This is a genomic window from Streptomyces sp. NPDC006925 (assembly GCF_042869575.1).
Taxonomy (GTDB): domain Bacteria; phylum Actinomycetota; class Actinomycetes; order Streptomycetales; family Streptomycetaceae; genus Streptomyces.
Genome location: NZ_JBIAGB010000022.1, coordinates 1 through 13,580, shown reverse-complemented (window position 1 = coordinate 13,580; position 13,580 = coordinate 1). Strand labels below are relative to the sequence as shown.

At 74.2% G+C, this 13,580-nt stretch carries 6 protein-coding genes and 1 pseudogene; 4 read left to right on the top strand and 3 right to left on the bottom strand.

The features are described 5' to 3' along the window. The first annotated feature begins 201 nt into the window (after nt 1-201). Nucleotides 202-3,978, top strand: a complete 3,777-nt coding sequence (locus tag ACFYNS_RS24715; RefSeq protein ID WP_388605123.1) for a BTAD domain-containing putative transcriptional regulator — start codon at nt 202-204, stop codon at nt 3,976-3,978. Between the two features lie 773 nt (nt 3,979-4,751). Here the strand turns inward: ACFYNS_RS24715 and ACFYNS_RS24710 are convergent. Both ACFYNS_RS24710 and ACFYNS_RS24705 read right to left on the bottom strand, forming a co-directional pair. After that, nucleotides 4,752-5,420 (bottom strand): annotated as a pseudogene (locus ACFYNS_RS24710) (RNA polymerase sigma factor); the annotation flags it as partial. A 577-nt stretch (nt 5,421-5,997) separates the two neighbouring features. Further along, the gene (locus ACFYNS_RS24705; protein WP_360302038.1) at nt 5,998-6,849 is read right to left on the bottom strand and encodes a helix-turn-helix domain-containing protein; all 852 of its coding nucleotides are present in this window, start codon (nt 6,847-6,849) and stop codon (nt 5,998-6,000) included. 410 nt (nt 6,850-7,259) lie between these two features. On the opposite strand from ACFYNS_RS24705, the gene ACFYNS_RS24700 reads away from it, so the two are divergent. Both ACFYNS_RS24700 and ACFYNS_RS24695 read left to right on the top strand, forming a co-directional pair. Continuing rightward, nucleotides 7,260-8,717, top strand: a complete 1,458-nt coding sequence (locus ACFYNS_RS24700; protein ID WP_360302041.1) for an FAD-dependent oxidoreductase — start codon at nt 7,260-7,262, stop codon at nt 8,715-8,717. A 129-nt stretch (nt 8,718-8,846) separates the two neighbouring features. Beyond that, the gene (locus ACFYNS_RS24695; protein WP_388605121.1) at nt 8,847-10,952 is read left to right on the top strand and encodes a SpoIIE family protein phosphatase; all 2,106 of its coding nucleotides are present in this window, start codon (nt 8,847-8,849) and stop codon (nt 10,950-10,952) included. A gap of 136 nt (nt 10,953-11,088) precedes the next feature. Here the strand turns inward: ACFYNS_RS24695 and ACFYNS_RS24690 are convergent, their stop codons facing one another. Further along, nucleotides 11,089-12,423, bottom strand: coding sequence for an MFS transporter (locus ACFYNS_RS24690; RefSeq protein ID WP_360302032.1), 1,335 nt, complete (start codon nt 12,421-12,423; stop codon nt 11,089-11,091). Between the two features lie 125 nt (nt 12,424-12,548). On the opposite strand from ACFYNS_RS24690, the gene ACFYNS_RS24685 reads away from it, so the two are divergent. After that, nucleotides 12,549-13,085: a MarR family winged helix-turn-helix transcriptional regulator gene (locus tag ACFYNS_RS24685; protein ID WP_074999236.1), complete on the top strand. Its 537-nt coding sequence runs from the start codon at nt 12,549-12,551 to the stop codon at nt 13,083-13,085. The last annotated feature ends 495 nt before the right edge of the window (nt 13,086-13,580 follow it).

Sequence of the window (13,580 nt, the reverse complement as noted above, 5' to 3'; positions counted from 1 at the left end):
GACTGCGGGGTGACGACCTCCGGCAGCTGCTGTGAGCGGCAGGCTCCCGGTCGGCAGCGGCTCCGGGTCGGCAGCGGCTCCGGTCGGCGCACGATCCGGTTCGGCGCTCCGCACGACGCCCCCGGACGGACCTGCCGGAGGGACGGGACTCCGCACGGAAAATGCATCCGGCGGTTCGGCCCCGACAGGGACAATGGGCCCGTGCGGTATCTGATCCTGGGGGCGAGCGAAGCGCGTGACGAGGCCGGACAGCCTCTTCCGCTGGGCGGGCAGCGGCTGCGTGCGCTGCTCGCCGCTCTCGCACTGCGCGCCCACAACCGCGCTCCCGCCTCCCAGGACACGCTGATCGACGAGGTGTGGGCGGACGTGTCGCCCGAAGCGCGGCCGGAGAACGCTCCCGCCGCGCTGCACGCGCTGGTCAGCAGGCTGCGCCGGGCCCTCGGCAAGGACGCCGTCCAGTCGCTGCCGGGCGGCTACCGGCTCCGGATCGACCCGGAGCGGGACGACGTCGACCTGGTGCGCTTCGAGGAGCTGGCCGCCGAGGGGGAGCGCGCCCTGGCGGCCGGCGAGCCCGCGCGGGCCGCCGCCGTGCTCCGCGAGGGGCTCGCACTGTGGCGGGGCCCCGCCGTGGCCGACCTGCCGGACGGGACCTCCGCCGCCGCCCGTGCCGAAGCGCTTCGGCACTCCGCACTGCTGCGCCGCCTCACGGCCGACCTCGCCCTGGGCCGTGCCGAGCGGATACTTCCCGAGCTGCGCGAACTCGTCCCCGAACACCCGCTCGACGAGCCGTTGCAGACGCTCTATCTGCGCGCGCTGCACGAGAGCGGCCGCACGGCAGAGGCGCTGGCGGCCTACGAGTCCGTACGCCGGGACATGGCCGCCCGCCTCGGTGCCGACCCGGGCTCCGAACTGCGCGCGCTGCACACCGAACTGCTCTCCGCCGGTACGGAGGAGGAGCCGCCCGGACCGGGCGCCCGGCGTCCCCCCGCCATCCGGCGTCCCCCCGCCACCCGGCGGGCGGGCCCGGGGCCGGTTCCGGGGGCTGTCCCGTCGGAGCGCCACGCCGCCTCGTCCGGTGTCGCGGCAGCCCGGGACGGCCTGGGCCGACGCCCCGCCCGGCAGCCGTCCGCGGGCCCGCAGACCGGCCCGGCCGCGGCCCGCGGCGCGATCCCGGGATCGGCTCCCGGTTCGGTTCCGGTGCCTGGTTCGGCCCCGATGCCTGGGTCGGTGCCTGGTTCGGCCCGGGTGCCTGGACCGGTGCCTGGTTCGGCTCCGCCCGGCAATCTGCGGTCCCGGCTGACCAGTTTCGTCGGACGCGAGGCCGACATCGCCGCGATCCGCTCCGACCTCGAAGCCGCCCGGCTCGTCACCCTGATCGGGCCGGGCGGAGCGGGCAAGACGCGGCTGGCCGAACGGGTCGCCGCGACCGCGGCCGCTGCCGATCCGGCGCCGTATCCCGACGGGACCTGGCTGGTGGAGCTCGCCCCGCTCGACCACCCCGCGGCGGTCCCGGGCGCCGTGCTCAGCGCCCTCGGCCGCCGGGTGACCTCGCTGTCCAGCGCCACGACCGAGAGCGCCCGCCCGCTGACCGGTGAAGGGGATCCGGCAGCCCTGCTGGTCGAGCATCTGGAGCAGCGCCGTCTGCTGCTCGTGCTCGACAACTGCGAGCACGTCGTCCACGCCGCCGCCGGCCTCGCCGAGACGCTGCTGGCCCACTGCCCCGGGCTGACCGTGCTGAGCACCAGCCGCGAACGCCTGGACGTGCAGGGCGAGACGGTACGGCCGGTCGAGCCGCTGCCGCCGGCGTCCGCGCACCGGCTGTTCGCCGACCGCGCCGCGGCGGCCCGCCCGGGATTCCGGCCGAGCGCAGATCCGGCGGCGGTTGCCGAGATCTGCCGACGCCTCGACGGGCTGCCGCTGGCGATCGAACTCGCCGCGGCCCGGCTGCGGTCGCTCACCCCGCGTCAGATAGCCGACCGGCTCGACGACCGCTTCCGGCTGCTGACCAACGGGAGCCGCACCGTACTGCCGCGGCAACAGACCCTGCGCGCGGTGGTCGACTGGTCCTGGGACCTGCTGGACGAGCGCGAGCGAGCCGTCGTACGTCGACTGTCCGTCTTCGCGGGTGGCTGCACCCTCTCCGCCGCCGAGCACGTCTGCGCGGGCAGCCTGCCGACGCCCGCGGACGGGCGCTTCGGGGCCGCGGGCGAGCCTGCCGGCACCCCGGCGGAACGCCGGGCTCCGGCGGAGGCGGAGGCGGAGGCGGAGGCGGGACGCGCGCGCCACGTATCGGACGGACCGGCGTCCGCCCCGCGCGGACCGGCCGAGGGCGCCGGAGGGTCCGCTGACCCCGGCATCCGCCCGGACGAGGTGCTCGACCTGCTCTCCGCCCTGGTGGACAAGTCCCTCCTCGTCGCCGACCAGCCGCCGGACCAGTGCGGCACCGGCATGCGCTACCGCATGTTGGAGACGATCCACGACTACGCCCGCGAGCGGGCCGCCGAACATCCGGCCGAGCGCGCGGCGGCCGAGGCGCGGCACACGGCCCAGCTCCTCCGCTTCGCCAACGCGGCCGAACCGCGCCTGCGCTCCGCCGAACAGCTCTCCTGGCTGCCCAGGGTCGAGGCCGACCTGGACAACATCCGCGCCGCGCTGCGGCGCTCGCTCAGCCACGGGGACCGGGAGACGGCCGTCGCGTTCGTCCGCGCCGCAGGCTGGTTCTGGTGGCTGCGCAACTACCGTGACGAGGGCGCGCACTGGGTCGAGTCCGTCCTGGCACTGCTCCCCGCCGCCGAGGAGCGCGGCCCGGAGGAGGACATGCTCTTCCGGGAGCTGCAACTGCTGGACTACTTCCTGCTGTCCGAGCACCACACCCAGACGCTGCTCTCCGATCCCCACCACCGGGCCGTCGCCGAGGAACTGCTCGTCACCTTCAGGAACCCGGGCCCGGCCGCCGCCCGCTTCCCCGGCATTTTCTGGCCCTTCACCGGCTACCTCGTCGACGGCAGCAAGGCCGTGGCCCCGCTGATGGACCTCGCCGTCGCCAACTGCCGCCGTCACAGCGAGCCGTGGGGGCTGGCCGTGGCACTGCTCTTCCGCGCCCACGTACGGATCGACCGCCCCGGCGGGCTGTCCCTGACCCACGACGACCTGCCCGAGATCGGCTCCCTCGCCGCGAGCACCGGCGACCGCTGGCTGCTGGGCCAGCTGTGCGGACTGCGTGCGGAGACCGCCCTCCAGGAGGGGCACTACGACGACGCCCGGGCGGACTTCGAGACCGCCCTGCGGTACGCGGAGCAGCTCGGCGCCCTCACCGAGGTGCCGCTGCTGCTCGCCCGCATCGCCGATGTGTGGCTCCGCCGCGGTGACACCGGTCAGGCCGACCGGCTCGCACAGCGTGCCGTCGCGGAGGCCGAACGCCTGGGCATCAGGGACGCGCTGACGCTCGGTGTCTTCCTCCGCGCGGTCGCCGCCGCCGAGGCCGGGGATCTCGTCTCGGCCCGGGCGCTCCTCGGGCAGGCCGAGGAGCACGCCGCGGTCGGTTCGCCGCCCGCGATGTTCGACGTCATGCTGCGGCTTCTGGACGCCCGGATCACCGCTTCCGAGGGGGCCGAACCACCGGGGGCGGCCGTTCGCAAGATCACCACTGCGCTGCGGCTCGGCCTGGAGACCGGCATCCCGGAACCCCTGGCGGGCCAAGCCCTGCTGACTGCGGGCTACATCCTGCACCTCGCGGGCCGGCACACGGCGGCGGTCGAGTTCGCCGACGCGGCGCGCCGACGGCGCGGGGAGCTGCCCGCGAGCGTTCCCGAACTCCGCCTCGACCGGGCGGTCCGCGCCTACTCCCCGGCCGATGGCACGGCTGCCCGCCGCCCGCCGCTGACCGGTGCCCGGGCCGTCGAGCGGTTGGTCGAGCTGTGCGGCCAGTTCGACGCCGACAACTCGACGGAGACCGCGCCGCCCACCGTCGCGGGGTGACGTTTCACCACCAGCCGCACCGTGCGATCCCCGGAGCCGGAGCTGAGCGTCACGGTGTCCCGGGTGATCTCGACGACGTGCCGCGCCGGCGGTGCGGGCGGTGGCGCCGGCCGGGGCGGACCGGGGCGCGGGGGCGCCGGGTCGGGGTCCGGGGGCGGTGTCCGGCTCGGCGGCGCCGGCTGCTCGCCGGGCTCGGCCGCGGGAGTCGGCGCCGGGCTCGTCGCGGGGCGCGGCTCCTCCGCCTCCTTCCGCGGCGGCGCCGGATCGGGCGCGGCAGATCCGGATCCCGGCTTGCCCGGCTGCGGCGGCGGGCCGGGCTTCCGCGGCGGCTCGCCGGGCTCTCCGGGCTCTCCGGGCCTACCGGGAGCGGCGGTCGGCGCCGGACGCCGAGCCTCCGGCTTCCCGGAGGGCTCGTCGGCGCCGCCGCTCAGCGCGTACGCGAGCACCGCACCGGCCGCCGCCACCACTCCCAGTCCGATACCGGCCTTCGCCGGGGCGCCGAGCCCCTCGGAGGCCGCGCCGCCCGCGCCGCCCGCGCCGGCACTTCCGCCACCGCCCGCCGCGGCGCCGCCGCCTGCCGCCGCCGCGCCGCCGCTCGCTGCTGCTCCACCGACCGCGGCGCCGCCCGTCGCCGGCGCACCCGTGCCGAGCAGCGCCCCGAACGCCTGGGCGCCGCCGGTCGTTCCGAACCAGCCGACCAGAGCCACCGGCACCAGCAGCCTGATGTGCTCGTTCAGGTCCCGGACCTCCGAAGCCGCCTGACGGCACGCCGGGCACTCCTCCAAGTGCCGGGCCAGCCCCCGCTCGGCCCGCATCCGCAACCCACCGCGCGCATAGGCGCCCAGCCGGTCCGCGTACCGGGCACACTCTCCGCCCCCGGTCGTCAACGCCCGGCTCACATGGGCCTGCAGATACGCCTGCTTGAGGTGCTCCCGCGCCCGGTGAGCCGCTGTCGCCGTGGCGCCGCGGGACTTGCCCAGCAGCGGCGCCACCTCTTGCGGCGGCACGCCCTCGACGGCCGTGTGCCACAGCAGCATCCGGTCGTACTCGGACAGGCTCCGGAACGCCCGGACGATCAGCTTCTGCTCCGCCTCCCGCATGGCGCGCACCTCGGCACCGGGCGCCAGCGTCTCGCCCTCGCCGCCCACGGAGCCGACGGCGGCCGCCTGCGCGAAGGCCGCGAAGTCGTCCACCAGCCGCTCGCGCCGCCGGGTCCGTGCCCAGTCCGCCGCCACCCGCCGCACAGAGGCCAGGAGATAGGCGCGGACCGACGACTCGGGTCCCTTGCCGCCGCGCACGGCCTGCAGCGTGCGCGCGAAGACCTCACCCGTGAGGTCCTCCGCGGTGTCCGCGTCCCGGCAGCAGGTCCGGGCGTAGCGGCGCACCGGCTCGGCGTGCCGTCGGTACAGCTCCTCGTACGCCCTGTCGTCGCCCTCCCGCATTCGCGCGAGCAGCTCCACATCGGAGACGCCGTGGCCGACGCGCCCGCTCCGGATGCCGCGCTCGGTACCGCGGGGAGGGCGGCCTGCAGCACAGCGGTTTCCGTGGTCCTCCGAGCGGCCGGGCCGCCGCTGCTCGGGCACCTGGCGCCCGGCGGCCTTCCCGGGCCGTCCCTGCGCGGGGTCCGGTCCGGGCCTTCCGGGCCTCTGCTCCCTGTCACCACCCATAGCCGCGACTTCCGTACTCGCCCTGCGTGCTGACCATCGCGTCAGAGTGGCACAGCCCCGGCGGGCCGGAACCCGACAAGCAGACCAACCACTCGTTCGGGTTGTTCCGTACGGTTCTGCGAATGTCGAGACGGGGCGTCAGTCGTCCACGCCCCCCGGCTGTCCGACAGCCCTCGAACAGCGTGCCGCCGCCCCCGCCCGCCGCCCGCCGCCCGCCGCTCGGCGTCCGCGGGCGACGAGGCCGGGCGGAACGCCGGACGGCAGGCGGCGACCGACGGCACGACCGACGGCACGATCAGCGGGACGCCCGCCGAGAAGTGGTGCGCCGGACGGCGGGCTGCTCAGCGCCCGATCAGCGCCCGCTGCGGGAGCGCAGCCCCTCCAGCAGGATGTCCAGCAGCCGGGTCGAGGCAGCGGCCTGCTGCGCCGCATCCGGCAGCGACGGAGCGGCGGTCGCTATCACCAGCAGCACGTCGCCGACGGTCACGTCCGGCCGCAGCTCGCCCGCCGCCCGCGCCCGCTCGACCAACTGCCCGACGACGTGCAGCAACTCGACCGCCCCGGGATCGTCCTCCAGCCCGTCGTACGCCGCGCCCGCACCGCCCTCGGCGGTCACCGCGGCGACCGGAGCACGCTCCACCAGCCGCAGCTCCGGCTGGCCGCCCTCGGCACGGACCGGCGCCTCGGCGGACTCGCCCGGCGCCGCCGTGCGCTGCGGAGGCACCCGCAGGGCGCTCTCGGCCCGACCCTGGGCCCGACCCTCGGCCCGGAGTATCCGGGGCGGCAGCAGTCGTCCGGCCCCGGAGGCGACCGAAGTGCGCAGGAAGCGGGAGAGCGCCGACCAGGGTTCCTCCTCCTGGCCCAGCGCAGCCCGCGCCTGTTCGGTCAACCGTGCTGTCTCTTCCTCGGCTATCCGCCTGACCAGCACGTCCTTGCTCGGGAAACGGCGGTAGACCGTCCCGACCCCCACCCGTGCCCGGCGTGCGACGTCCTCCATCGGCGCGCCGTAGCCCAGCTCGCCGAAGACCTCGCGCGCCGCGCGCAGTACGTGCTCCAGATTCCGCTGTGCGTCCACCCGCAGCGGAGCGGTCCGCCGGGCGGCCGCGGTCGCGGTGGCGTGTGCGGTGGCCTGGCCCTCCGCGACGGTCGGGACAGCGGTCGGCGCCGCCCCCGCACGAGAGCCGTGAATACCCTGAATGCGCATCGTTGTTCCCCCGGTAAATCCCTGTCTCCCCCCGGAGACCCCCGCGTCCGCGGGGCCGGGATACGGCGCACTGGTCCAGAGGCCGCACCCGCTGGGGTACGAACATAGTTGAGCCCACCCCGAGAGAGAAGAGGGCGACCGGGCACGGCCCTCCGACGGCCGAGCCCCGGTATCGGCCGTACCCCGCCCCGACCCCCTGCCCGCCTGCCCCATACCCGTCGTGACCTGCGTGGACCGTACCTACTACGACATCAGCCGTACCACGGGTGCCCGGCGCACCCTGGTCACATGATTGACGTGTCCTGTGGACAAACGAGGGGCCGAGGGTGCGTCATGGTCAGGTGACGAAGGCCACGAAGGAACCTGCGGAACCCGCGCGCATCCTCGTCGTCGGCGGCGGCTACGTCGGCATGTACACGGCTCTGCGACTCCAGCGCAGACTCAAGCAGCGCCTCAAGCACGCCGCCGGCGTGATCGAGGCCGCCGCGCCGGACGCGCCGGACGCGCTGGGTACCCCGGGTGCGCCCGTCGCCTCGTCACTGGAGTCCGCCACCGGGGTCATCATCACGATCCTGGACCCCGACCCGTATATGACGTACCAGCCGTTCCTGCCCGAGGCCGCGGCCGGATCGATCTCCCCCCGGCACGTCGTCGTCCCCCTGCGCCGCGTACTGCCGGACTGCCAGGTCATCGTCGGCGAGGCGCGCACCATCGACCACGCACGCCGGGTCGCGCACATCAGCACACTCGCCACGGCGGAGTCCGACGCCGCCCGTGCGGGCCGCGCGGCCCCCGGGGAGCGCCCCGAGCCGCGGACCCTCGAACTGCCCTACACCGAACTCGTGCTGGCACCCGGATCCGTCTCACGGACGCTCCCGGTGCCCGGCCTGGCCGAGCACGGCATCGGATTCAAGACCGTCGAGGAGGCCATCGGCCTCCGCAACCACGTGCTCGAACAGCTCGACATCGCCTCCTCCACCCGCGACCCCGCCCTCCGGGACGCCGCCCTCACCTTCGTCTTCGTCGGCGGCGGCTACGCGGGCGTCGAGGCGCTGGCCGAACTGGAGGACATGGCCCGCTACGCCTGCCGCTACTACCACAACATCTCCGCCGACGACCTGCGCTTCCTGCTGGTGGAGGCCAGCGACCGGATCCTGCCCGAGGTCGGAGCGGAGATGGGCGGGTACGCGCTGCGCGAGCTGCGTGCCCGCAACATCGACGTGCGCCTGGAGACCCGCCTGGACTCGTGCGAGAACAGGGTCGCCGTCCTCAGCGACGGCTCCCGCCACCCCGCCCGCACCCTGGTGTGGACGGCCGGCGTCAAACCCCACCCCCTGCTGGCCCGTACCGGACTGCCGGTCACCGAGCGCGGCAAGCTCAAGTGCGCGGCCACCCTGCGCGTCGAGGCAACCGAGCACGCCTGGTCGGCCGGTGACGCGGCGGCCGTCCCCGATCTCACCGCCGACACGGAGCCGACGGACGGCGCGGAGCCCCCGCTGTGCGCCCCCAACGCGCAGCACGCCGTCCGGCAGGCACGCAGCCTCGCCGACAACCTCGCCGCGGTGAGCGAAGGCCGGGAACCCACCCCCTACCGGCACTCCTACGCCGGATCCGTCGCCTCCCTCGGGCTGCACAAGGGCGTCGCCCACGTGTACGGACGGAAACTCAAGGGCTACCCTGCCTGGTTCATGCACCGCGCCTACCACCTCAGCCGGGTGCCGACCTTCAACCGGAAGGCACGGGTGCTGGCGGAATGGGTACTCTCCGGCCTGTTCAAGAGGGAGATCGTCTCCCTCGGCTCGCTGGAGCACCCCCGTGCCGAGTTCGAATCCGCGGCGGGCACCGTACGGCGCCCCGACGAGAACTGAGGGTTCCACCGGCGCGGTGGGCCACACTGGACATGTGACCATGGGTGGGCCCGTGCCTGCGAAGCGTGACCACGAAGCGGTCCGGAGCGACCGAGCGAACACCGCGAACCACACAAGGAATCGGACGACGTGAACTTCACGCGCTGGAGCGCCCGACTGCCCGGCACACAGCGGCGCACCGCAGCCGCCCAGGCCGCGATAAAGGCGCGAGCGCGGTCGGCCGGGACCTCCGGCAGCGGTACGGACGACGGCAACGGGACCACCCGCCGCGGCAGTGGCGCAGGCACCGGGGACGAGGAGACGGAAGCGGTCGGCGGAGAGCCGCCGACCGGCCCAACCGCCGCTCCCGCAACCGCCCCGCCCGCCACCTCCGACTCCGACCGCCCGGCGCCGCCCGCCGCGACGGTGTCCGGCCGGGCGGCCCACCCGCACGACGACGTCTCCGACACTCCCACCGTCCCCGCAGCACGCAGCCGCCCGCCCGCCGAGGCCGAAGCGGGCTCCCTCACCGACCCCGGCGCGGAAACCGCACCGGACTCCGCGCCGGGTCCCGCATCCGGTCCGGAACAGGAAGCCGGTCCGGGCCGGGAAGCCGAGCCGGGGTGGGGAGCCGCTTCCGGAACCGGCGCCGGAGCAGCCGACGACACGGAAGCCGGAGCAGCCCTCGAACCGGGCGCCGAAACCGCGTTCGACGAGACGGGGTGGCAGCGCAGACGGGCCATCGACGCGCTCCCGGTCCGCGCCCTGCTCGGGGAGGTACCGGCGCTGGCCGCTGTCGTGCACGGCCCCGAACACCGCATCGCGTTCGTCAACGACGCCTACAGCCGCGTCTTCGGACCCCGCCCCACCGGTGCGGCGGCCCGCGAGGCCCTGCCCGAACTGGTGGAACTCGGCCTGCTCCCGCTGATGGACCAGGTCCGCCGCAGCGGCCGGCCGCGTACGGTCAAATCCCGCCGCGTCCCGCCGCAGCAGGGCGTGCCCGGCGGCAGACGGCGCCCGGGCTATTACACCTTCACCTGCACCCCGATCAGCACCTCGGGCGACAGCGGAGTGCTCATCTTCGCCGCGGACGTCACCGACCAGGTGGAGGCCGCGGAGCGACTGCGCGCCAGCGAACGCCGCCAGCGCGAGGCCGCCGTCACCCTTCAGCGCAGCCTGCTGCCCCAGGAGTTGGAGCAGCCCGACGACCTGCGCGTCGCCGCCACCTACCAGCCAGGCGGAACGGACGCCGCCGTCGGCGGCGACTGGTACGACGTCATCACCCTCGGCGCCGGCCGCACCGCGCTCGTCATCGGCGACGTCATGGGCCGGGGAGTACGCGCCGCCGCAGTCATGGGACAGCTCCGCACGGCGGTCCGCGCCTACGCGCGGCTCGACCTGCCGCCGCACGAGATCCTGCAGCTCCTCGACGGACTCGCCGCCGAGATCGACGCCTCCCAGATCGCCACCTGCGTCTATGCCGTCCACGACCCCAACGAGGGCTGCCTAAGCTACGCCTCCGCGGGACACGTGCCCATCCTGGTGCGGGAGGCGGACGGCACCGTCCTGCGGGCCACCGAGCACACCGGCCCGCCGCTGGGCACCGGCGGCTGGCTGCACACCTCCGGCAGCCTGCCGCTGCCGGAGGGCGCCACCGCCGTCCTCTACACCGACGGCCTGATCGAACGCCGGGACGCCGACATCGACGAGGGCGTGGCGGCGCTCGAACATGCCTTCGCAGGGGCCACCGGCTCGCCCGACATCGTCTGCGACCGGCTGCTGCGCGCCCTGGGCATCACCGAGGACCACGACGACGACGTGGCCCTCCTCGTCTTCCAGCACCCCGCACGGACCGGCCCCGACGCCGAACTGTTCCACAACGCGGCACTCGACCTGCTCGGCGGCACCGAAGCGGCCCCACGCGCCCGCGCCTTCGCCTCCGGCGTTCTGGCCTCCTGGCGCTTCCCCACCGAACTCCGCGACCTCGGCGTCCTGGCCGCCAGCGAACTGGTCGCCAACTCCCTCCAGCACGGCACCCCGCCCATGCGGCTGCTGCTGCGCCGGACCGACCGCCGCCTGATCATCGAAGTCACCGACGGCGACGACCACCTCCCGCGCCGCTGCCGCGCCGAACCGGCCGACGAGGCCGGGCGCGGCATCTCGATCATCGCGACGATCGCCTCGGCATGGGGGAGCCGCCGCACTCCGGGCGGCGGCAAGTCCGTGTGGTGCGAGTTCGCCCTGCCCGGCAGGTAGGTGCGTACGGGGGGTGGGTGCGTACGGGGGGTGCGTACGGCCGGCCGGGGCTCGGGGCTCGGGGCCCGGCCGGGGCCCGGCGGCCCTCGCCGCCAGGCTCCCGCTCCCGCGGATCCGGCCCTGGAACCGCGGAACTTCAGCAGGCAGCCCCGACGGGCTGCTCCTCGACGACCGGACGGGTGGACTCTCCGCGCGCCACGATGACCGAACCGGGCCGGTCCTCGCGGTCGGTGAGCCGCCGTCCCAGCACAAGCGCCAGCCCGGCGACGCCCAGGCAGCACAGCACCAGCACCACGATGTACGCCGACCAGGCACCCGCCGCGGCGAGCGCCCCGCCCACGGCAGGGCCCACGGCCAGCGCCAACTGCTTCACCAGCGCGAAAGCGGAGTTGTACTGGCCCACCAGGCGCGCCGGAGCCAGATCCGCGACCAGCGGCGCCACCGTGGGCGACAGCATGGTCTCGCCGATCCCGAACAGCGCGTAGGTGCCGATGAGCAGCGCGGTGGCCACCGCCTGCGCCCCGTGCACAAGCCCGGAAGCCCCCGCGGCCAACCATGCGACCGCCCAGATCAGGCCCACCAGAGCCACGACCCGGCTGCGCCGCCGCCGCTCGACGAGCCGCAGCACCACGAACTGGGCCAGCACGATCATCGCGGTGTTGGCAGCCAGCGCGATTCCCAGCGTGGACGTCGAGATCCGGGTGACCTCGACCGCGTACGCCGAGAGCCCCGACTCGAACTGCCCGTAGCACCCGAAGAAGATCACGAACCCCAGGACGCACAGCAGCACCATCGAGCGGTCCCGCAGCAGCACGCCCCAGCCGGAGCCCCGCGCCGCACCGGCCGCCTCGGCGCCTTCCTCGGCCGCAGCCGCCGCCGGACGGCTCATCCGCACCGTCACCAGCACCGCGAGCAGCACCAGGAACATCGTCGCCTCGATGACGAACAGCAGGGTGAAGCTTGCCGGGTCGTGTTCGTCGACGAGCATCCCGCCCAGCAGCCCGCCGACCCCGAGCCCGAGGTTGTTGAGGAAGAACTGGGTGGCGAAGGCGCGCGAGCGGGACCCCGGGGTCGAGCACCACACGATCATCGTCGCGAGCGCGGGCTGCAGCACGGCGATCCCGGCACCCATCACGGCTGAGGCGACCAGCACGGCAGCAGCACCGGTCGACAGGCCGAAGCCCAGCGCGCCCAGGGCGGCAGAAACGGCACCGACGACGACCATCACCATGGGGCCGCTCCGGTCGATGACGCGACCGGTGAAGGGCAGCACGAGCAGCGCGGCGGCGGCGAACGCGGCGAGCACCGCGCCCGCCGTGCCGTCGCCGAGCTCCCGCACCCGCGCGACATAGACGAAGAGGAACGGCACCGTGAAGCCGTTTCCGAAAGCCGCCAGCGCGTTTCCGAGCTGGATCCGCCGCAGCGCGGCGGCCGTCGCCGAGGACGCCGAGGACACAGCCGTGGTCAACACTCACCTACCTGAGTCGAGGGGGGACAAGGAGTACAGCTACGAAGACTTCGAAGCTAAAGTTCGATCCTAAAGAATACACAGAGCAAGCGTTTAGGGCGAATGAGTTGCCGTGCGATACTGCGCACATGCCGGACCGACAACCGACGCTCGACGAGCAGATCGCCATCTACCAGCGGGAGTACCGCGAGCTCGACCCCCAGGTGGAGAAGGTGGTCAACGCACTGAGCAGGCTGGACCGCAGGATGAGCGTGGCCTACGGCCGCCAGCTCGCGACGCTCGGCCTCAGCAGCCCGGAGTGGGAGGTCCTCAAGGAACTCGTCATGGCCGGCAATCCCTACCAGCTCTGGCCCGGCACCATCGCCAGACGGCTCGGCCTCACCCCGGCCGCGATGACGCACCGCATCGACCGCATGCTCACCCAGGACCTCGTCACCCGTGAGCGTGACCCGGACAACCGGGTCCGCGTCATCATCGGCCTCACCGACACCGGTCGGGAAAAGTGGCTCGAGGTCATGCGCATGGCCTCGGTCTTCGAGGAGGAACTCCTCCAGGACCTCGCCACCGAGGAGCGGGTGCAGCTGGGCGACCTCCTCACCCGCCTCCTGCGTCGCGTCGAGCACGCCCAGCCCGACGCCGGCGGCCGCCTCACCGACCTCGACTGACCGCCGGTTCGGTCGGAAGGAACCTCCGGCCGGTGGACTGCCGGTAACCCGGGGGGAGTTGACCCGCCACCCATGGCGCCAGGTGGCGGCCCGCCACGTTTGACACCGCCACGGGTGATCCGTAAGGTTCCTCGGGTTGTCAGCGGCCGGTCACGGCTTCTGATGACTCCTCCCGCCGTTCCGGCGGATCCTCTACTACTGAGCACCCTCCCTTTGCGGGGGTCTGTTCGTCGTGCCTTGGCATGGTGAATTGCTTTCGAGGTTCGGCTCGATTTGGAGCCGGGCGGGGGAAGGCCCTAAAGTAGCGGTCAGCCGGAAGGCGCCCCGCCGACAGGGGAATCCGATTCGGAAGACGGCACGGAAACGGGCCGGAAAACGGATCTGATAGAGTCGGAGACAGCGAAAGGGCAAACGTCCGGAGAAACCGGTACTGCATCGTCAGAACCGATTGGTTTCGAAGGAAGCGTCCGTTCCTTGAGAACTCAACAGCGTGCC